The following is a 19,601-nucleotide window of genomic DNA, read 5'->3' as shown; positions in this document are numbered from 1 at the left end:
TCAGTGGCACTCACCAAAGCCGACATGGCGGAATATCTATACGAGGAACTTGGCCTCAACAAACGCGAGGCCAAGGATGTGGTTGAGATGTTCTTCGAGGAAATCCGCCGCGCCCTGGAGCGTGGCGAACAGGTCAAGTTATCCGGCTTCGGCAACTTCGATCTGCGCGAAAAAAGGGAACGGCCGGGCCGAAACCCCAAGACGGGAGAGGAAATACCCATCACCGCCAGACGGGTTGTCACCTTCCGTCCTGGGCAAAAACTCAAGTCGCGGGTAGAATCCTATGTCGGAACAGAGCACTAGCAGCCCGAGCAACAACAGCCCGAGTCACAGCAGCGAGCAACTTCCACCCATCCCAGGCAAGCGCTACTTCACCATCGGTGAGGTCAGTGAACTCTGCGATGTCAAACCTCATGTTCTGCGCTACTGGGAGCAGGAATTTCCCCAGCTTAAACCCGTCAAACGGCGCGGCAACCGTCGCTATTACCAGCGTCATGATGTGCTGATGGTGCGCCAGATCCGCAGTCTGCTCTACGACCACGGTTTTACCATCGGCGGCGCCCGCCAACAGCTCTCAAGCGACGCGGCCAAGCAGGACGTTTCCCATAGCACCCAGATCATCCATCAGGTTCGCCTTGAGCTTGAAGAAATCCTGCTCACCCTCAAACGACGAGTCGGCCACGGTTAAAACGACACGCTCTAGGCGGCCAGCATCCATCGCTGACGCCTAGCGTCCGCGAATTAATTGTGATCAGTGACTGATTTTCACCATGTGTTCACACCTTCCCTGTAGTGAACCGACTTTTTTATGAAACTTTAACTCTCGGAGTCAACTCGATGAAGCACCTCTCAACCCTAACAGCCACAACGCTCCTGTCCCTGAGTCTCGCTGGCGGCGCCATTGCCGCCGACATGAAGCCCGAGGAGCAGATCCTGACCCGTCAGGCAGGCTATAAATTTATGTCGTGGAACATGGGCAAGATCAAAGCCAACCTCGAAGGCAATTACAATCAGGAGGTGGTGGAAAAAGCGGCTGCAGCCATTGCTGGCATCGCCAATTCTGGCATGGGCGCACTCTATGGCCCCGGCACCGACAAGGCCGTCAATGGTGTTGAAACCCGCGTGAAACCAGAACTCTTTACCAATCAGAAAGAAGTCGGCAAAGTCGCCGGGGATTTCGTCGCGGCAGCCAACAACATGGCCGAAGTCGCCACCAAGGGCGACAAAGCCGAGACCAAGCAGGCGTTTGGCGCGTTGGGGCAATCCTGCAAAGCCTGCCACGATCAATTCCGTCAGGACTAAGACAACCCGGGGTGATTTCCACGACCGGGCCTTCTGACCCGGTCATGTGATTAGACCCTATCACCAAGCGGGTGGCGGAGATGGAGGAGGAGGCGGAGCCAAGAGACCGCCAGCGGCAATCCACACCAGGGCAACCGCCACTACCAAGGCAAGCAGCAGCGCCAGCCAGCCCCCTCCTTGTGCCGGCCGGACCCAATCGGAATCATCCTCCAATTCGACCTGCTTAACCCCGGTGAGCATTGGTCGAATAATATTCTGGCGCCGCGCCAGGGTATAGAAAAGCGCGGCGGCAATGTGCAGCATAATCAAGCCGCCGATCCACCAGATGGCCCCACGGTGCAGACTGCTTAGGCTGTCGCTAAGGCCCTTGGACACCAGAGAGAAGAGCGGTCCTTCAAAGGCGATGTCGTCGTTGGAGAAAAGACCAGTCAGTGTCTGAAACACCAAGATGCCCAGCAAGGCAAACACCGACAGGGCGCCAAGCGGATTATGCCCAAGCCCGTGCCAGTGCCCACGCACATAGGCCAGCAAGCGCCCCGGAGTCGGGGCGAATTCAGCAAAGCGCGCATAGCTTGAACCAACAAAGCCCCACACCAGGCGAAAGCCCAACAAGCCCAGGATAGTAAGCCCAGCGCGCTCGTGCAAGAGCATCCAGTTCCCGCCCCACAACCCGGTTAGAAAAGCCCCCAGCACCAACAAGGCCAGCATCCAATGAAAAACACGGGTGGGTCCATCCCAGACTCGCAGTCGTTTTAACGTCATTTTCTCGGCTCCTCACACGGCCATTGGTGACTGTGTTGCTCTTGCCACCCGTCTTCGCAAGCACTCTGGTACAACAACTCTGGCACAACAACTCTGGCACAACAACATGGAACCCCTCCAGGGAACTGGGCATATCACCTATTCCGCTCTTAGCGCTGCCAGGGCTTTCTCAAAGGAGGTTTCCATTGCGACTCTTCCGCCCTGACTAACGATAACGCGTACGAGTTGCGGTATGTTGACACCATGAGCCGCCTTGAGATAAACCGGCTGGACATAGGTAATGATCCCATCGATCAAGACCAGAATCAGCTTGCCACGATGAACCTCGGTACCGCCCTGACCCCACAAGGTGAACTCTTGAGCAATTAAAGAATCCTGTTCAATCAGTGCATCAACCTGCGACAGCCCATGCACCAGTGCACCAGTTGGAAAGCTGTAGACAACAATACGACCATAATTGTCCCCATCGGAACTGACTACCACGATCGCACGCATGTTCTCGCGCCCATCGGGATTCATTGGCGCCAACAACAGATGCTCAAATCGCGTGCGATCCAGCAAATTCAGCGTGACATAGTAGGGCAACAGGGTTTTTTCCTCCCCGGACCGCGACAGGCGCGGAAACATCCACCGATCTTCCTGACCATAGAACTCTGCTGGATCTGTTTGATGGTATTTTGCGTAAACCTGCATTTGGGTAATAAACAAATCCCGCGGATAGCGAATATGAGGTGCTAGCGCTGTCGGAAACTCTTCCATGGGTTTTAATAGCCCCGGGTACATCCGCGCATAGGCCCGTGCAATGGGATCCTCAGGGTCGGCGAGATAGTAGGACATGTCGCCAGAATAGGCATCCACCACAATCTTGACCGAATTGCGAATGTAATTAAATTGACGCTGAATCGGACTAATCATGGCGTTGTCCTGACCGCCTCCAGACTGATCTCCTTTCACCCGCAGATTGACTGGCTCAGCGTAAGGGTACTTATCTGAAAGAGTATAGGCGTCCACAATCCAATACAGACGCTCAGGCGTCACCACAAGGTATGGATCTTCATCCAGTTCCAAGAAGGGCGTGACCACCCTAATGGTGCTTGGCACGTTTCGCCGAATCAGTATTTTGCTATCCTTTTGAATAGCTGTGGTAAAAAACAGTTTGTAGTCGCGATAATATATCGCGAAGATGGCGCGGTGAAATAAGCCATGAATTGGAATCCCAGTCCCGCCGCGAAAGTCGTCCAGCACAGCCCCTGTCTTGCCGGGGTAGGAAATCTCACCCAAGGCATTGGGCGCGATCACGTCGTACAGATCCTGCAAACCAAAGTAGATCGCGGGTTCCTTGATACTTAAGCCATAATCGGAGCGCGGCGGAATGTCTTTCAGAAACCATTCTTTTGGTTCCCCCCCAATCTGCGCTGCCGGCGACATTACGGCGCCATAACCGTGAGTGTATTTAAACCAACGATTGACCCAGTTTTGCGAATCCTGCGGCAACCGATCAAAGTCCAGTTCTCGCGCCGAAATAAACACCTGTTGGTAATTTCCATCGATGGTATAGCGGTCGGTGCTAACATTGAGGAAACGATAATAAGTGCGCAATTCCTGCAGTTCACGATACACGTCTATCAACATGTCGCGATCCCAGACCGGAATATTGCGCAGACTGATTTCGTTTGGTTCGCTGGAATCGATTGTGCTAGTTGAAATCAGGTAAGGCCGCGTTTCGACACCCTCTAGATCAAAGGCGTCCAGAGTGGCTTCGATGTTATGACGAATATAATCCTCCTGTCGCGCTAGTTCATCTGGCTCCACCACATAATCCTGCACCGCATCGGGAATCGCATCCCAGTAACGCAGACCGATAGTAGCGAACAGAAAGATTGCCAGAACGATGACCAGCGGCAAACCACGCTTTTTATTCAAATACCAAATCACACTGCCACCCAGCAATACCAACATGACCAGGCCTGCCATATTGAGCGGCAGTATTATATTCATCTCGGTATAGCCGGGACCGAAAAAGAGCGGAATATGGTCATTGGTGTAGAGCAACAAGTGGCGCTGAAATATCAGTTCAGCGATTCCAACAAGAAAAATCAGCGTTATAATGACACTAAGATGCTTGCGAACGCCAAACGGTAGTTGGCGATGACGTTTCGTCACTGCACGTAGTTCCAGATAATAGACGGCGGACAGGATCACCAGCAGGATAATAAGCGCGAACAGAGTCTCATTGAGTATGGTACGGAAAAGCGGCAGCGCGAACAGGTAGTAGCTGATATCATGACCGTAGACAGGGTCAGTGATACCAGCACTGGGAGCAAAGAGGAACAACAGTGTCTTTTCCCATTCATGGTACAGGGGGTAAGCGACAAAAATCGCCAGAACAACGGACAGAATAATATAGAGCCGACGCGACCCAATCATCAGCCATTGCCAAGAAAGGCTTCGCTTGCGCGACTCAGGCGATGAAGCTGACCCGAAGGTGGTTGTTGGATTCAAGACCAGCGCATTGCGCGGCGGAGCTCGCTTGAGCCTACGTTTGATGCGTAACAGTAATCTTGTTGGCTCCAGGGGCCTGACACGCAAATAGCGGACTGCAATGCGGAAGTTATAATAAAAGAACCCAAAAAACAGCGCTGTCGCGACGCCAAAGACCACATAGCTGTACAACAGGCGTTGCCAAAAATAAAAGCCCAGTCCAAGTGACTGAAACCACAAGACCTCGACAATGACATCGGCATAAAAGAACGCGACCACTGGAGTGATGATCGCAAGCAGGAAAACAATAGTTAGGCCATATCCTGATATTCGACGCAATAGAGATTTCTTCTTCATGAATGACACCTTAGCTCAAAAAATGATAACGTCGCATATCATGCATTTGCGTAGACAAGTACGGCAAGCAACCATTGCGTAACTCATGCAAACAGAGCGCCCACGTGGTCAAGCCATGGATTACAGCCAATTGCGTCACTACGACCTGAACCATCACAAGCGCCCGCGTTGGCGCCTAATTCCTACACAACCGGGAACCCTCATCAAAGCATAGCACTGCCATCCGAATCGCGGCACCATGGCGGCAGGCACATGAGCGACGGAGATTGGTCGCACGCATCAGTTCAGGACATGTCGCGGTGATCGAGTTCGGTGTGGCGAAAGCAAGTTATCAGATGATCGTTCACTATTCCCACAGCCTGCATCAGCGCATAGCAGATGGTTGGACCGACAAACTTGAATCCGAGTTTGCGCAGATCGCGACTCATCGCCTTGGATTGTGATGTGCTTACCGGAACCTGTTCGAGCACTTGCCAGTGATTCCTCAGCGGTGTCCCATCCACCTGTTGCCACAGACGATCATCTAAATTGCCGCCCGCATCGTAAAGCTCCAGCAGTGCCCTGGCGTTGTGGATGGCGGCTTCGATCTTCAATCGATTACGCACAATGGCCGCATTGGCCAGCAGGCGCGCGATGTCCCGCTCGTCAAAGCGCGCGATGCGTTCGGGGTCGAAGTCAACGAAGGCTTGGCGGTAGCCCTCGCGCTTGCGCAGTATGGTGATCCAACTTAGGCCAGCCTGAGCGCCCTCGAGCAGCAGAAACTCAAACAGACGCCGCTCGTCATGTTCAGGCACGCCCCATTCCTGGTCATGGTAGGCGATATAGAGAGGGTCCTTGCCGCACCAACCACAGCGGTCGCGCTCCGGGCTGTTCAAGTTGGAACTCCACGCGACACGACGGCGTCAAGCAGTTGTTCAAGCACGGCATGAATCTGCTCAAAAGCTGCCGGTGGCGCTGTGCGCATCTCGGCGGCGGTCTGCACGAAAAGGCCGGGGCTGAGTTCATCGGCACAGTGCTCGCACAGGGCCGCGATACTGCTTGGCACCGACTCCAGATGGCATTGGAGTCCGAGCACCCGGCCTTGGTAGAGAAAAGCTTGGGAGTCGCAGGCCGGACTGCGCGCGAGATGCAGCGCACCGGCAGGGATGTCGAAGCGGTCGCCATGCCAGTGAAAGGCGTCGAAGCGCGCCGGCAGACCACTGCAGCAGGGCTCGGCCAGGGCATCATGCATGAGTTCAATCGGCAACCAGCCGATCTCACGCTCGGCATTCCTGGTGACTTTCGCACCCAGGGCCTGGGCGATCAATTGCGCACCCAGACACACGCCTATTAGTGGTCGACCGGCGGCGATGGCGTTTTCGATACAGGTCTTCTCGGCACTGAGCCAAGAGTGCTCGGCCTCGTCATGCACGCCCATGGGGCCTCCCATGACCACTAGCCCATCGAAGTCATCGAGCATTGGTGGTGGGTCGCCGGCATAGAGATGCGAGATGGCAAGCGCATGACCGCGCCGGTTGGCCCAAGCGCCAATATGCGCAGGACCTTCGAAAGGGACGTGTTGCAGCACGCGCAGACGCATGGGGCTCCTCCGTTTGAGGCTAACTATCAACTCCCGGCACCAGATACAAGAGTAAAACAACGAGGTTCTGTTGTTCTGAAAGCCATTTAAGCTGAATAGGATACGCATGTTTCATTGCTTTGCCTTCACCCCTCGCCCGCGGAGACCGTGCCTTGCAGCGCCAGGCGACCGAAGCATCCCGGCACTTCACCCCAGGCAATGCGGTGGCGCGGCAGCCGCATGACATCCAGACCGGCGGCAATCTCACGCAGCGGGACCAGATCATCGCCTGCACTTTGCCACATGATCAGCAGGCGTTCGAGCACCGGTTGCAGTGTCATGCCCTCGCGTTCGGCATGCAAGGTCAGCACATGAGCACCGGGAGCGAGTTCGCGTGAGCACTGATAGAGCACTTGGTGCAGCTCGTGGTCGCGCACCTGGGGCTGATTCATGAGTTCATCCAGGGTGGGTAAAGTGGTCGGAATCTGTACACATGCGCGCGTGCTCCCCTCGACAACCGGCACAAAGGGATGGCGCCCGCGGGTATCGCTGGCGTATTGGATGCCAAGTTCGGCTTCCAGTGCCGGTAGATGGCTATTCAACTGCCAGCCGGCTGCGCCATGCACCCGGGCGGTTTGCCCGAAAATACGCTGAAAGGCCTCACTGGCCAAGGTCAGCTCGGTGCGCGTCCAGGCGCGATCACTGCGCGCGACATTGTGTTGCCAGCGCACATGGTCATAACAGTGAATGCCCACCTCGTGACCCGCCGCGCGTACCTCGCGAAGGATAGGCGCAGCTCGCCGGCCAATGTCCGGTGCCGGCAGCAGGGTACCATTGAGCAGGGAGCGAACCCCATAATGACTGACCATCGAGGTGTGATGCCCCTTGGCAAAAAAACCAGGGCGAAAAATGCGCCCCAGCGCGCGCCCGGTATTGTCCGGCCCCAAGCTAAACAGAAAAGTGGCCTGGATTTCATGGTGTGCGAACAGCCGCAGCAGGTTGGGGATCCCCTTCATGGTCCCGCGCAGGGTATTGACATCGACCTTCAGACCGATGCGCATGCGTCAACCCTGGCATCAATCTCGCGCGCGCTCAACCCAAGATTCATGATCTCGACCACCCCTGGGAAGGCCCGGCGGAAAACCCGAAGGACATCCTTAGTTTCGCGACCAGACTCATTGCTCTGACCACGCGGAAATGATTTCCTGTGCTGGCCAACAGGGCGATTGCCAGCAGGCTGATGCGCGGGTGCCGAGACAAGAGCCTTAAAAAAATCACATATCGCATATAGAAATAAACATATCATGCCCACTAAAAGCATTGACGCCAAGGACGGAAAGATTCATAAAAAGGCGCTACCAGTTCGCGCCTGCCCAAATCAGCCCGCGGTCTAGGCATCAGGCTCCGGACGCGGCAGTGGGCGGATCATGCATGAAGAAGGATCGGGGACCGTTAAGATGTCCAGACTGCGCCAGGCAATGACCGAAAACGGCTTCGAGTCCAACGACGATTACGATTTTCAAGTCCGCTGCCTGCTCGAGGAACCGACCCGTCATATTCGCACCCTGAGTATCGAGGGCGACAGCGACAGACGCAAGACGGCCTTTGCCCACGCACTCGCACAAGCGCTCGAATTCCCGCATGTGCTCTATTACGACTTTACCGAGCAGAATCCACCGCCGCCCGAGATCATCTTGCCGCCGAGCCGCGATGAGCTTGGTCGCGAGGAGCCCCCCATTCATCCGCTCGATGATATCGCCAGCAAGGCCTGCGCGCTCAGCGAGGCGGAAAAAACCGTGCTGATTCTTGATCAACTCCAGGCAGCAGACTTCCGCGAGCACATCCGCATTCACCGCCTGGTCAAGGAACGGCGCTGGACCATCTCCGATGCGCCATTCTTTGCCAAACCCGCCAACCTGTTGCTGTTTTTAATCAGTGATGAACCACTTTATCACTCACTTAAGCGCTATTGCTTCCGCGTCTGGATCAGCCGCGTTTCTGAGCGTCGGATTGATTTCCGTCCGAGTGATTTCGGTCTCGGCTCGGATGCCGCCCCCCTGTTCGGCGCCCTGATCGACCTGTTCAGCGCGCTTGGGGTCGCCCCCACAAAGAGTGAGTTGGGACGCATTCTCGACGACCTGCAGCTGCGGGTCAGCGACGAAGATCACCTGTGCCACTCCATCTTTGGCCGCTGCGAGGGCATCGCCCATGATGCCCTGCGCCAGGAGGCCGTCACCCCCCAGCTGAAGCAAGTGATCGCGGCCTTATGCCAGTATCTCGGCACCGAACACATTGAACTCAGCAGCGAGTGATTCGCTCGATGCGCCTTAGGCTTCACTGGCTGAAGGGTCTATGCTTAAAGCGACCCATAAAGTGACACTAACAGCGACCCTACAAGTGATCCCTACAGGTGATCCCTAGATGTGATCCCTAGATGTGATCCCTAGATGCGATCCCTAGATGCGATCAAGTTCAATTGTAATCACAAGACCAGGAGCCCCTTGAGATGACCGCCATCGCCAACGATCAACAACTCCGTGTTCTGCTCCAATCCCTACCAGCGGCCGATCAGCGCCGACTCGGCCTGGGGTTCGTCGAAAGTGTGACCCACCTGTGCCAGGATGAGCGCGTCAAGCGCGCCATTGCCACCGGCCAACGCATGGATGCGACAGCCGATGAACTCGAGGACGCTTATCGCGCCGCCAAGGCCTGGGCGACCAAAACCTATACCGACTGCGGCAAGGAGACCGATTGGCTGGCGCAGGCCGATCACTTTGTCGCGGCCGCCGCCGCCGCGGCCTTGATGCCAGATGCACTGCTGACTGACAAAACCAACCGTGCCTGGAAAGCCGCCATGCAAGCGCGCATGGCCAATACCTGCGAGCTAGTCGAAGCCGAGGACTCGGGTGCGCAAGGCGAGGCCGAGCGACAGTATCGCATTGCGGCTGAGTTTTCAGCTGATCACTGAAGGCGCGAGCGAGCCCGCCACATCTGGGCTTGCGAACTGGCAGACAGGGGAAATGTCCGTCCATCGAATTGATATTCGTCAAGGATTGGTTTGATTTTTCGCCATGCAGAGAGGCGCCGTGCTTCAGAGCAGCTAAGATAATAGGGCTATGGATGATGCGCATTTCTCTTCCAGTTTCGCGACCAAGAGCTCGCCCAGCCAGGCACCTAGCCCAAGCTGCCCACCCGTGTCGGCGCGCTTTGGCTCGGCGTCAGCGGTATTGCATGAAATCCGCCACGCCCTCGCGCGGCTGATCGAAACCGGCGAGCCGAGCTGCATTGATCTCGCGGCTCTGCCGTTCGGCCCTGGCGACCGGGAGCAGTTGCTCGGTGCCTTGGGCGAGGGCGAAGTGCGCGCGAGTATTGATGCCTTGGGCGCGACGCATATCCGGGAAACCCGTTACAGCGGCGTCTGGCTGATCGATTATCGCGACAGCGAGGACGAGCGCATCGGTCTGCAGATCGAGATCGCGCCGGTGCCGCGGCTGTTGCCGGCCCAGGCCGAGGCGTTGCCGGCGGCGCTGGATGCTCTGACCTCCGCGCTCGCATCCAACCTTTTTCCCAACCCATCCGACTCAGGGAGTAAGCCCCATGCATGATCGCCCGACTCTCGGCGAGACGCTCGAACGCCAGGGCGTATCCCGGCGCGGCTTTCTGAAGTTCTGCGTGACCACCGCGTCTTTGTTGGCCTTGCCTCCGACGGCGGCGACCGCCATCGCCGAGGCCCTGGGCCAGGCGCGCCGGCCCTCGGTGATCTGGCTGTCGTTTCAGGAATGCACCGGCTGCACCGAGTCCTTAACGCGCAGCTTCGCGCCCACGCTCGAGAATTTGATCCTGGAGACCATTTCGCTCGACTATCACCACACCCTGCAAGCCGCCGCTGGCGAGGCGGCCGAGCGCGCGCGCGAAGAAGCCATGCACGCCAACGAAGGCCAGTATCTGGTGGTGGTCGATGGCTCCCTGCCGGGGCCGGGCGCCAATCCGGGCTACTCGACCATCGCCGGGATCAGCAATTTGCAGATGCTGGAGGAAACCCTGGCCGGCGCCGCCGCCGTGGTCGCGGTCGGCAGTTGCGCGGCTTTTGGCGGACTGCCGATGGCTGATCCCAACCCCACGGGCGCGGTGCCGGTGTCCAAGGTGGTGCGCGACAAACCGGTGATCAACGTCTCCGGCTGCCCGCCGCTGCCCATGGTGATCACCGGCGTGCTGGCGCATTATCTGACCTTCGGCCGCCTGCCCGAGTTGGACGAGTATGGCCGGCCGCTGGCGTTTTTTGGCCAGTCGATTCACGACCGCTGCTATCGCCGGCCCTTCTACGACAAGGGGCTGTTCGCCGAGACCTTCGATGACGAGGGCGCGAAAAAGGGCTGGTGCCTGTATCGGCTCGGCTGCAAGGGACCCATGGCCTACAACGCCTGCGCCACCATGAAGTGGAACGGCGGCACCAGCTGGCCGATTGAGTCCGGCCATCCCTGCCTGGGTTGCTCGGAGCCGGATTTTTGGGACGCGGGAGGCTTTTATCGCGCGCTCTCGGTGCCGACGGGCGATATTGCCACCACGGCCGCCGTCGGTGGTCTGCTCGGCGCCGCCGCCGGTGGCGCGGCGGTGGTCAAGACGCGCCGTGCCAAGGCGGATGCGATCAGCGCGCATCGCCCCATCACCGCCGAGGAACTGGAGCAACAGCTATGACATCCATGGACTTTCTGCTGCTGGTGCGCGGCCCGCTCCTGGTGCTCGCCATCGCGATTTTCACCCTGGGCTTCGGGATTCGGCTGGTGGAGATGCTGGCCCTGGGGCAAAAGCGCAACTATGCCGAGCCGCGCGGCTCGGCGGTGCTCGGTGGCTTCAAAACAGTCTATCGACGCTTCGCCCCCGATCCCGGCACTTGGGAACGCGCGCCCTTTGATGTGGTGATCGGCACCCTCTGGCATGTCGGCTTCATCGCCGCGCTTTTCCTGTTCATTCCCCATGTGGAGCTGATCCGCAAGACCTTCGGCATCGCCTGGCCGGCGCTGCCCAATCCGCTGATTGATGCCATCACAGTGATCACTCTGGTGGCGCTGGTCGCCGCCCTGGTGCAACGACTGCGCAACCCGGTCAAGCGGTTTTTATCGACGCCGGAGGATTATCTGGTCTGGGTGCTGACCTTCCTGCCGGTGCTGACCGGCTATCTGGCCTATCACCGGCTGATCAACCCCTATCCGCTGGTGCTGGGGCTGCACATTCTGTCGGTGGAGATGTTTCTCATTGTCGCGCCCTTCACCAAGCTAACCCACATGGTCACGGCCTTTATCGCGCGCTGGTATAACGGTGCCATCTTTGGCCGCAAGGGGGTGCAATCATGAGTGAAACAGCGATCAACAGCACAACAGAACCCACGGTGGCGTCTTTTTCGCTGGAGCGCGGCCTGCAAGCCTGGCGCGAGGAAATCGACGCGCCCACGGCGGCGTTTTTCTCCAGCTGCGTGCATTGCGGGCTTTGCGCCCAGGCCTGCCCGTTTTTTGTCGAAACCGGCGATCCGAAATACACGCCGATTCATAAGCTCGAACCCCTGCGCCGTCTGTGGGAACGGGAATTCACCCTCTGGGGCAAGCTCAAGACGCGCCTGGGCTTCAGCCAGCCCATTGATGACGCCCTGCTGGAGGAATGGGAGCCACTGCTGTACGACTCCTGCTCCATGTGCGGGCGCTGTTCCATGGTGTGCCCGGTGGGCAATGACATCCAATACATGATCCGCAAGACGCGCGAGGGCATGGTCGCCTCCGGTCACGCGCCCGAGGGGCTGATCGCCGCCTCGGTGCGCGCGGTCAATACCGGCAGCCCCATGGGCTTGCAGTGGAAAACGCTGGATGTGCAAATCAAGCATGTGGAAACCGCCAGCGGCCTGACGGTGCCCATCGACCAGGCCGGCGCCGATTACCTGGTGCTGCTGTCCTCGATGGAGATCATCAACTTCCCCGAGTATCTGGAAGCCATCGCCAAGATCTTCGACCATGCCGAGGTGTCCTGGACGCTCAGCCAGGAGTGCTTCGAGGCCACCAATGCCGGGGTGCAGATTGGCTCCAAGGACATCGCCGCCGTGCTGGTGCAGCGGGTGGTGGACGCGGCGGTCAAGCTCGGGGTGAAGAATGTCATCAGCCCCGAGTGCGGCCATGCCTATACCGGCATCCGCTGGGAAGGGCCGAATGTGATCGGCCGCGCCTATCCCTTCAAAGTCTTCCATATCATCGAGGTGCTCGATCAACTGCGCGCCGACGGCCGGCTGCGCACCGAGGGCATGGAGACGGATCGGCTCAGCATGCACGACCCCTGCAATCTCGCGCGCAAGAGCGGCGTGATCGAGCAGCAGCGCCACCTGATGAAGCTGGTCGCCGAGAACTTCATCGACATGAAGGAGCACGGCAAGTACCAATGGTGCTGCGGCGCCGGCGGCGGCGTCAGCTCCAACGAACGCGCCGAGGAGCTGAAAATGGCCGCCTTCCGCCGCAAGAAGGCGCAGATCGAGGAAATCCGCCCGGATCGGCTGGTAACCATGTGCGCGACCTGCCGCACTCAGCTTGAGGAAGGCCTGGAGGAATACACCATGGACATCCCGGTGGTCGGGCTGACCGAAATGATCGCCGAGCATCTGGTTGAAGGAGAGCCCTCATGAGCGAGCGCATTGTTGTTGATCCCATCACCCGCATCGAGGGTCATCTGCGCATTGAGGCCGAGCTGGACGGCGGGCGCATCGCCTCGGCCTATTCCTCCGGCACCATGGTGCGCGGCATCGAGAACATTCTGCGCGGGCGCGACCCGCGCGATGCCTGGGCTTATGTACAGCGCATCTGCGGCGTCTGCACCCTGGTGCATGGCCTCGCGGCGGTGCGCGCGGTCGAGGACGCGCTCGATTACCCCATCCCGCCCAATGCACAGCTGGTGCGCAATCTGATGATTGGCGCCCAGTACATCCACGACCATGTGATGCATTTTTATCATCTGCATGCGCTCGACTGGGTGGATGTGGTCTCGGCGCTCAGCGCCGATCCGGCGGCGACTTCCAGCCTGGCGCAATCTTTAAGCGCCTGGCCCAAATCCTCGCCCGGCTATTTCGCCGAGGTGCAACAGCGGGTGAAGACCTTTGTCGAGTCCGGTCAGCTCGGCATCTTCGCCAACGGCTACTGGGGCCATCCGGCCTACAAGCTGCCGCCCGAGGCCAATCTGATGGCGGTGGCGCATTACCTGGAAGCACTCGCCTGGCAGCGTGAGGTGGCCAAGCTCCACGCCATCTTCGGCGGCAAGAATCCGCATCCCAACTTCGTGGTCGGCGGCCTGCCCTCGCCGATCGATCTGGACTCAGACTCGGCCATCAACAGCAAGAAGCTGTCACAGGTGGCCGAGATCATCGCCGCTATGCGCAGCTTTGTCAGTCAGGTTTATCTGCCCGACACCCTGGCCATCGCCAGCTTCTACAAAGACTGGGCCGAACGCGGCGAGGGGCTGGGTAATTTTCTCTGCTACGGCGATCTGCCGGCGACGGATTTCAAGGATCCCAACGGCCTGCTGTTCCCGCGCGGTGTCATCCTCGGGCGCGATCTCGGCACCATTCATCCGGTCGATCTCGACGCCGAGGGCGAGATTCAGGAGTTCATCACCCATTCCTGGTATCGCTACAAGGGTGGCAAGGACCAGGGTCTGCATCCCTACCAGGGCGAAACCCGGCTGGACTACGACAAGCGCGGCGGCCCCAAACCACCGTTTAAGCAGCTTGATATCAGCGATGGCTATTCCTGGCTCAAATCGCCACGCTGGAAAGGCCATTCGGTCGAGGTCGGCCCGCTCGCGCGCATGTTGCTGCTCTACGCCGACACCAAGGCCCAGGCGCATGCCCAGGCCAAGGAGTTGGTCGATTCCAGCCTCGCCCAGCTCGGCCTGCCAGTGACGGCGCTTTATTCCACCCTGGGGCGCACCGCCGCGCGCGCGCTTGAGTCCCAGATCGTCGCCGACGGCCTACAAGGCTGGTACGACAGCCTGATCGCCAACATCCGCGCGGGTGACACCAAGACCTTTAACGAAGCGCTGTGGGAGCCCTCAAGCTGGCCCAACGAGGCCCGCGGCGCCGGTTTCATGGAAGCCCCGCGCGGCGCCCTGGGCCATTGGATCGACATCAGACAGGGGCGCATCCACAACTACCAAGCGGTGGTGCCCTCCACCTGGAACGCCGGCCCGCGCGATGCCGAGGGTGTGCCTGGCGCCTATGAAGCGGCACTGGCCCACAACACCGAACTGCACGACCCGACGCAGCCGATTGAGATCCTGCGCACCATTCACTCTTTCGACCCCTGCCTGGCCTGCGCTGTGCATTTGCATGATCCCGAGGGTGGGGAGCCGATCAGGATTCAGGTGGTCTGATCTGGCACTCTGGCCAGCCGGTCCGAGACTGGCCCCATCCGTGGCCAGCTCCCCTTGGCTGCTTTAGCTGTCTCAGCAGGAATGGCAGTAATAATCCGGCAGGCCGGCAATCTGACAGGCCTGCTTGCAGCCGCCACCTGGAAACAGCCCTTCGAGCTTGCGCTTGGTGCAAGGCGTGTGAGGAGAGAGCCGCTGCCCAAGTTCGCGAATGAGGACCTTGGGCGTCGGTGGCATTTCATGGAACTCATAGTAATCGCGCAGAAAGTCGATCACCGCCCAATGGCACTCGCTGAGCTCCAACCCCTGCTCGGCCGCCAGGGCGGCGGCCACCTCATGATTCCAGGCGCCAAAATCGGCCATGAAGCCTTTTTTGTTAAAGCTAACGCCAAGCGCGGATTGTTGGGCTGCATACATGGGACACTCCTCCTTTGTTGGTTTTTTGTCGTTCGCCATGGCACGGGGCATCACGCCCGCCGCCTGGCCGGCAAGCCTTTATTAGCCTATTCGAAAATAAGCAAATAGCTTTAGAAACAAAGACTTTGCCTTCCAACTCAGAATAGCGCAGATTCATCTCCCGCGCGCGCTTTTCATGTCAACCAACAATTTCTCGACGCGGCACATGAACTCGCCGCTATCACTTAGCTCCCCCCATCAACTGTCCCCATCAGCTGCCCCCCATCAAGCGTTCCAGTTTCGCGGCATCGGGCTGCTCAATGACGCCGCGCTCGGTCACAATGGCATCCACCAGCGCCGCTGGGGTCACATCAAACACCGGATTGCGTGCCTCGGCGGCCTCGGGCGCCAAGCGTTTACCGCCACAAGCGAGCACCTCGTCCGCCGCCCGCTCCTCGATGGGAATCTCGGCGCCACTAGAGACCGACAGGTCGATGGTCGAGGTGGGCGCCGCGACCATGAAGCGAATGCCAAAATGCCGTGCCAGGATGGCCAGCCCGTAGGTCCCGATTTTATTACACACATCGCCATTGGCCGCGATGCGATCAGAGCCCACGATCACCCAGCCGATCTCGCCTCTGGCCATCAGACTGGCGGCCGCGCCATCGGCCTGCAGGGTCACGGGGATACCCGAGGCCATCAGCTCCCAGGCGGTCAGGCGGCTGCCCTGCATCCAGGGGCGGGTTTCATCGGCATAGACGCGGGTGATCTTGCCGGCGGCATGGGCACTGCGCACCACGCCCAAAGCGGTGCCATAGCCGCCGGTGGCCAGAGCACCGGCATTACAATGGGTGACCACGGCCGTGGCGGAGGCGATCAACCCGGCACCCAGCTCGCCAATGCGCTGATTGGCGGCCAGGTCCTCGGCATGAATGCGCTTGGCCTCGGCCAACAGCGCTGGCACCGGGTCGAGATGATCCAGCGATGCCATGAAGGCACGCATGCGCTCAATGGCCCAGGAGAGATTAATGGCTGTCGGGCGCGCGGCGGCCAGTTGCCGCAGGTCCTCGGCGATCCGCTCGCGCCAATGGTTGCCGGCATCGGCCACCCGTGCCCGGGCTGCCAGGACAACGGCATAGGCTGCCGCCACGCCAATTGCAGGGGCGCCGCGCACAACCATATCGGTGATGGCCCGAGCGGCGTCTTGGGCGCTCTCGCAGACGACAAAGGCTGTGGTTTCAGGCAGCAGGCGCTGATCGAGCAAATACAAACGCTCGTCATGCCAAAGAACGGCATGATCCGGGTGAGCGACCAAGGTTGTTGTGGTTTCCATGTTTCCGACCCTTATGGCAAATTAGCGGGCTGATCCCGGGGGGCGCCATTGTCAGTCCTTTCGCTGGCTTTGCTCAAGCCTGCCAGTCCCCATCAAGCATTTCCCGTCACCCTATTCCCTTACCCTCGCGGTACACACAAGAGGCCAGAATGGACGTAGAACTTCTGATCCACGCGGACTGGATATTGCCAGTCGACGCCCAAGACCGCACCCTCGCGCAACACAGCATCGCCATTGAGCGCGGGCGTATCGCCGCCTTGCTGCCCAGCGCCGAGGCACGCGAGCAAATCCAAGCTAAAACCACCCTGACACTTCGCGGTCACGCGCTCATCCCTGGCCTGATTAACGCCCACACCCATTCCCCCATGGCGCTGCTGCGTGGGCTGGCCGACGACCTACCGCTGATGACTTGGCTGCATGAGCATATCTGGCCGGCCGAGGGGCGTTGGGTCGATCCGGACTTTGTCGCCGACGGTACCCGGCTGGCGCTGCTCGAGATGCTGCGTGGCGGCATCACCTGCTTCAACGACATGTATTTTTACCCGGAGGTGACCGCCCGGGTCGCCGCCGAGGCCGGTATGCGCGCCATCATTGGCATGATCCTGGTCGACTTCCCCACCCGCTATGCCGAGAATCCCGAGCAATACTTCAGTCGCGGATTGTCCCTGCACGAGCGCTATCGCGAGCATCATCTGATCCGCGCCGCCTTCGCGCCCCACTCGCCCTACGCCGTCTCCGAGCAACCTCTGCAACGGGTCGCGACCCTGGCCGAGGAACTCCAGGTGCCGGTGCACATCCATCTGCACGAAACCCGCGACGAGGTCAGCCAATCACTGCGCGATCATGGCGAACGCCCACTGGCGCGCCTGGACCGCCTAGGTCTGCTGAGCCCGCTGCTGGTGGCCATCCACATGACTCAGCTCGGGGACGAGGAAATTGACCGCCTGGCGCAAAGCGGCGCTCATGTAGTGCATTGCCCAGAGTCCAACCTCAAACTCGCCAGCGGCTTCTGCCCGGTGACCAAACTGCTCAAGGCCGGGGTGAATGTTGCCCTAGGCACTGACGGCGCCGCCAGCAACAACGATCTCAACCTGCTCGGCGAGATGCGCACCGCCGCCCTGCTGGCCAAGGGCGTGGCGCAGTCCGCCTCGGCCCTGCCGGCGGCCACCGCGCTGCGCATGGCTACCCTTAATGGCGCCCGCGCGCTTGGCCTGGAAGAGGAAACCGGTTCGCTCGAAGTGGGCAAGGCCGCTGATCTGGTCGCCCTGGATCTCAGCGACCCCCACACCCAGCCGCTCTACAATGCCTGCTCGCAGATCATCTATGCCGCCAGCAGCCATCAAGTTCGCCATGTGTGGATCAGCGGACAGCAGGTCATTCGCGCTGGCGAGCCGCTCACGCTCGAGCCCGAGCGCGTCTTGAGCGAGGCCCGCGCATGGGGCGAGCGCATCGCCGAAGAGCGGAACCGCTGAGAGCAACCACCACTGCCTCAAGACTCCTAATCACGCAACTCGCGACTACTGAATGTTTGCCTGCCCGAAAAAGCGCAACCTAAAAGGAGATTGAGCCATGAACCCCTTGCTTGCATCGACCCCGATGATCCCTATGCAGAGAGCGATGGTGAACCCATGGCCGAAACCACCCTGCAATATGACTGAATTGTCAAGCTAAAGGAATCTCGAAATCTTGTTCGCTGACCAACCCGATGCGCTGGTGGTGGATATTGTAGAGAGTGGCACGAAAGTGAGGGCCGCCTCGCCAAAGACTTGGAAGGTCCCAAACCAAACATCTGCCAAAACTGTGAGTCTGATTGATGACCACGAGGTACGCGCATCCCACCAAGGCACAGGCACCATGAGGATCCTGATATTAATGCCGGATGTATGGCAGCAATGCGATCCTTATAGCAGTCGCTCTATGGCCTTGATCATCTTGCTACTTTCGGGCCCGGTCATGCTGGCAAAAGCCTGTACGACACGACCGTCACGATCAATCAGATACTTGTAGAAATTCCACTTGGGATAGACGCCGGTCTGCTCGGCCAGGGACTGAAACAGCGGGCTGGCCTTACCCCTCTTGACGTGGGACTTCTCGAACATCGGAAACTCAACCGAATAGGTCAGCCGGCAAAATTCCTGAATTTTTTCCTCGTCCGCCGGTTCCTGATTGGCAAAGTCATTGGACGGGAAGCCCAGCACCACAAAGCCGCGTTCGCGGTATTTATCGTAAAGCGCCTCAAGTCCTTCGTACTGGCCGGTAAAGCCGCATTTGCTCGCGGTATTGACCATCAGAATCACCTTGCCGCCGAACTCATCGCACAGTTTGATGGTCTCGTCGCTGGCCAAGCGTCGAACCTCGAAATCTAGAGCCGGAGCACAGTTCTGCTCGGCCTTTACATGATCCACCATGAGCATACCTCCCATAATCAAGATCGATGTCAGCAACCTTTCCATACATCCTCCTTCTCACCGCGACAGGTGCCATAGCTGAAAACAAGAAGGCCTCGTCAACAACATTTCAGGCTTATCCTGAGATATGGAGTGGCACGAGTTGGATTCCAAGCCAGAACTCACCGCTTCCAACCCCACCAAACAGAGTTCAGATCCGATTTGGTCAGAACATTGCGCCACACGGCTAGTTCAAATTTCGCTTTACGGTGCGCCAGGTTGCCGGTCCGGTAATCAAGTAGATGTGCCTCCCAGCGCGTCATCAAGTGGCTGGAAGCGGGTTCCACACCCCTTGAGCGACTCAAATTGGCAACCTATGCAAGCCCCAAGTGCGTTTGTCATCCGCCACGTCCTCTCGGTAGACTGAATTATGCCGCTGGCAGGGGTTGCATTGGTTAACTTAGCTTTGCCCTGCAGTACCTCGCCAAACCCGCAGCCAAGCTCAAACACCGAGGATCCATGTTTATTAGACCCATTGCCATCTTTGTTTTCCTAATTCTTTCAGCCCCCTCTGCTGTCGCACAGAACACAGAATCATCGACTGGAACGGACGCGGAATCTCCCGCGAGTC

Annotated in this window: 19 protein-coding genes; 11 read left to right on the top strand and 8 right to left on the bottom strand. The window is 59.0% G+C overall.

Annotated features, from left to right (window positions below; translation table 11 throughout):
- The first annotated feature begins 3 nt into the window (after positions 1–3).
- The 3 genes from ihfA to Thiowin_RS15465 all read left to right on the top strand — a co-directional run bounded on the left by ihfA (position 4) and on the right by Thiowin_RS15465 (position 1,302).
- Entirely contained in the window at positions 4–303 is a 300-nt protein-coding gene (ihfA, locus tag Thiowin_RS15475) for an integration host factor subunit alpha (RefSeq protein WP_328983892.1), read from the top strand.
- Positions 284–688 carry a MerR family transcriptional regulator gene (locus Thiowin_RS15470; protein WP_328983891.1) on the top strand — a complete coding sequence of 135 codons (405 nt, stop codon included), beginning with the start codon at positions 284–286 and terminating at the stop codon, positions 686–688. Before ihfA ends, Thiowin_RS15470 begins: the two co-directional genes overlap by 20 nt.
- 149 nt (positions 689–837) lie before the next feature.
- A complete protein-coding gene (locus Thiowin_RS15465; protein ID WP_328983890.1) occupies positions 838–1,302 on the top strand; it encodes a c-type cytochrome in 465 nt (154 codons plus the stop codon).
- Between the two features lie 60 nt (positions 1,303–1,362).
- On the opposite strand, the gene Thiowin_RS15460 is transcribed toward Thiowin_RS15465, so the two are convergent.
- From Thiowin_RS15460 to Thiowin_RS15440, 5 genes are all read right to left on the bottom strand, one after another.
- Positions 1,363–2,064, bottom strand: coding sequence for a cytochrome b/b6 domain-containing protein (locus tag Thiowin_RS15460; RefSeq protein ID WP_328983889.1), 702 nt, complete (start codon positions 2,062–2,064; stop codon positions 1,363–1,365).
- Between the two features lie 138 nt (positions 2,065–2,202).
- The gene (locus tag Thiowin_RS15455) at positions 2,203–4,902 is read right to left on the bottom strand and encodes a UPF0182 family protein (protein ID WP_328983888.1); all 2,700 of its coding nucleotides are present in this window, start codon (positions 4,900–4,902) and stop codon (positions 2,203–2,205) included.
- A 284-nt stretch (positions 4,903–5,186) separates the two neighbouring features.
- The gene (locus Thiowin_RS15450) at positions 5,187–5,777 is read right to left on the bottom strand and encodes a DNA-3-methyladenine glycosylase I (protein WP_328983887.1); all 591 of its coding nucleotides are present in this window, start codon (positions 5,775–5,777) and stop codon (positions 5,187–5,189) included.
- A complete protein-coding gene (locus tag Thiowin_RS15445; RefSeq protein WP_328983886.1) occupies positions 5,774–6,481 on the bottom strand; it encodes a type 1 glutamine amidotransferase in 708 nt (235 codons plus the stop codon). Before Thiowin_RS15445 ends, Thiowin_RS15450 begins: the two co-directional genes overlap by 4 nt.
- Positions 6,482–6,606: 125 nt before the next feature.
- Positions 6,607–7,521 (bottom strand): polysaccharide deacetylase family protein, encoded by a 915-nt coding sequence (locus Thiowin_RS15440; RefSeq protein WP_328983885.1) that lies wholly within the window; start codon positions 7,519–7,521, stop codon positions 6,607–6,609.
- A gap of 396 nt (positions 7,522–7,917) precedes the next feature.
- On the opposite strand from Thiowin_RS15440, the gene Thiowin_RS15435 reads away from it, so the two are divergent.
- The 7 genes from Thiowin_RS15435 (at position 7,918) to Thiowin_RS15405 (ending at position 14,857) form a co-directional block, all read left to right on the top strand.
- Complete coding sequence (locus Thiowin_RS15435) at positions 7,918–8,772, top strand: hypothetical protein (protein ID WP_328983884.1); 855 nt, start codon at positions 7,918–7,920, stop codon at positions 8,770–8,772.
- A 194-nt stretch (positions 8,773–8,966) separates the two neighbouring features.
- The gene (locus tag Thiowin_RS15430; protein ID WP_328983883.1) at positions 8,967–9,428 is read left to right on the top strand and encodes a hypothetical protein; all 462 of its coding nucleotides are present in this window, start codon (positions 8,967–8,969) and stop codon (positions 9,426–9,428) included.
- A gap of 226 nt (positions 9,429–9,654) precedes the next feature.
- On the top strand, positions 9,655–10,065 hold the full coding sequence (locus tag Thiowin_RS15425) for a hydrogenase expression/formation C-terminal domain-containing protein (RefSeq protein WP_328983882.1): 411 nt from the start codon (positions 9,655–9,657) through the stop codon (positions 10,063–10,065).
- Entirely contained in the window at positions 10,058–11,155 is a 1,098-nt protein-coding gene (locus tag Thiowin_RS15420; RefSeq protein WP_328983881.1) for a hydrogenase small subunit, read from the top strand. Before Thiowin_RS15425 ends, Thiowin_RS15420 begins: the two co-directional genes overlap by 8 nt.
- Positions 11,152–11,811 (top strand): hypothetical protein, encoded by a 660-nt coding sequence (locus Thiowin_RS15415; RefSeq protein WP_328983880.1) that lies wholly within the window; start codon positions 11,152–11,154, stop codon positions 11,809–11,811. The genes Thiowin_RS15420 and Thiowin_RS15415 overlap by 4 nt, the downstream gene beginning before the upstream one ends.
- Positions 11,808–13,118, top strand: coding sequence for a (Fe-S)-binding protein (locus tag Thiowin_RS15410; protein ID WP_408034089.1), 1,311 nt, complete (start codon positions 11,808–11,810; stop codon positions 13,116–13,118). The genes Thiowin_RS15415 and Thiowin_RS15410 overlap by 4 nt, the downstream gene beginning before the upstream one ends.
- Complete coding sequence (locus Thiowin_RS15405; protein ID WP_328983879.1) at positions 13,115–14,857, top strand: nickel-dependent hydrogenase large subunit; 1,743 nt, start codon at positions 13,115–13,117, stop codon at positions 14,855–14,857. Before Thiowin_RS15410 ends, Thiowin_RS15405 begins: the two co-directional genes overlap by 4 nt.
- Positions 14,858–14,929: 72 nt before the next feature.
- On the opposite strand, the gene Thiowin_RS15400 is transcribed toward Thiowin_RS15405, so the two are convergent.
- Positions 14,930–15,271 (bottom strand): TusE/DsrC/DsvC family sulfur relay protein, encoded by a 342-nt coding sequence (locus tag Thiowin_RS15400; protein WP_328983878.1) that lies wholly within the window; start codon positions 15,269–15,271, stop codon positions 14,930–14,932.
- Between the two features lie 250 nt (positions 15,272–15,521).
- Positions 15,522–16,583: an S-methyl-5-thioribose-1-phosphate isomerase gene (mtnA, locus tag Thiowin_RS15395; RefSeq protein WP_328983877.1), complete on the bottom strand. Its 1,062-nt coding sequence runs from the start codon at positions 16,581–16,583 to the stop codon at positions 15,522–15,524.
- 149 nt (positions 16,584–16,732) lie between these two features.
- Between mtnA and Thiowin_RS15390 the strand changes: the two genes are divergently transcribed.
- The gene (locus tag Thiowin_RS15390) at positions 16,733–18,055 is read left to right on the top strand and encodes a TRZ/ATZ family hydrolase (protein WP_328983876.1); all 1,323 of its coding nucleotides are present in this window, start codon (positions 16,733–16,735) and stop codon (positions 18,053–18,055) included.
- A gap of 429 nt (positions 18,056–18,484) precedes the next feature.
- Here Thiowin_RS15390 and Thiowin_RS15385 read toward each other — a convergent pair whose 3' ends face one another.
- The gene (locus Thiowin_RS15385) at positions 18,485–18,991 is read right to left on the bottom strand and encodes a glutathione peroxidase (RefSeq protein ID WP_328983875.1); all 507 of its coding nucleotides are present in this window, start codon (positions 18,989–18,991) and stop codon (positions 18,485–18,487) included.
- Positions 18,992–19,601: the final 610 nt, after the last annotated feature.

The organism is Thiorhodovibrio winogradskyi (assembly GCF_036208045.1).
Lineage (GTDB): Bacteria > Pseudomonadota > Gammaproteobacteria > Chromatiales > Chromatiaceae > Thiorhodovibrio > Thiorhodovibrio winogradskyi.
Note: the sequence above shows the minus strand (reverse complement) of the source record. Positions and strands in the feature narration are given on the sequence as shown.

Bases quoted from the DNA above. Each gene is read 5' to 3' on its own strand.
- Thiowin_RS15470 (WP_328983891.1), top strand. From the start codon at position 284: ATGTCGGAACAGAGCACTAGCAGCCCGAGCAACAACAGCCCGAGTCAC.
- Thiowin_RS15465 (WP_328983890.1), top strand. From the start codon at position 838: ATGAAGCACCTCTCAACCCTAACAGCCACAACGCTCCTGTCCCTGAGT.
- Thiowin_RS15460 (WP_328983889.1), bottom strand. From the start codon at position 2,064: ATGACGTTAAAACGACTGCGAGTCTGGGATGGACCCACCCGTGTTTTT.
- Thiowin_RS15455 (WP_328983888.1), bottom strand. From the start codon at position 4,902: ATGAAGAAGAAATCTCTATTGCGTCGAATATCAGGATATGGCCTAACT.
- Thiowin_RS15445 (WP_328983886.1), bottom strand. From the start codon at position 6,481: ATGCGTCTGCGCGTGCTGCAACACGTCCCTTTCGAAGGTCCTGCGCAT.
- Thiowin_RS15440 (WP_328983885.1), bottom strand. From the start codon at position 7,521: ATGCGCATCGGTCTGAAGGTCGATGTCAATACCCTGCGCGGGACCATG.
- Thiowin_RS15435 (WP_328983884.1), top strand. From the start codon at position 7,918: ATGTCCAGACTGCGCCAGGCAATGACCGAAAACGGCTTCGAGTCCAAC.
- Thiowin_RS15430 (WP_328983883.1), top strand. From the start codon at position 8,967: ATGACCGCCATCGCCAACGATCAACAACTCCGTGTTCTGCTCCAATCC.
- Thiowin_RS15420 (WP_328983881.1), top strand. From the start codon at position 10,058: ATGCATGATCGCCCGACTCTCGGCGAGACGCTCGAACGCCAGGGCGTA.
- Thiowin_RS15415 (WP_328983880.1), top strand. From the start codon at position 11,152: ATGACATCCATGGACTTTCTGCTGCTGGTGCGCGGCCCGCTCCTGGTG.
- Thiowin_RS15410 (WP_408034089.1), top strand. From the start codon at position 11,808: ATGAGTGAAACAGCGATCAACAGCACAACAGAACCCACGGTGGCGTCT.
- Thiowin_RS15405 (WP_328983879.1), top strand. From the start codon at position 13,115: ATGAGCGAGCGCATTGTTGTTGATCCCATCACCCGCATCGAGGGTCAT.
- Thiowin_RS15400 (WP_328983878.1), bottom strand. From the start codon at position 15,271: ATGTATGCAGCCCAACAATCCGCGCTTGGCGTTAGCTTTAACAAAAAA.
- mtnA (WP_328983877.1), bottom strand. From the start codon at position 16,583: ATGGAAACCACAACAACCTTGGTCGCTCACCCGGATCATGCCGTTCTT.
- Thiowin_RS15390 (WP_328983876.1), top strand. From the start codon at position 16,733: ATGGACGTAGAACTTCTGATCCACGCGGACTGGATATTGCCAGTCGAC.
- Thiowin_RS15385 (WP_328983875.1), bottom strand. From the start codon at position 18,991: ATGGTGGATCATGTAAAGGCCGAGCAGAACTGTGCTCCGGCTCTAGAT.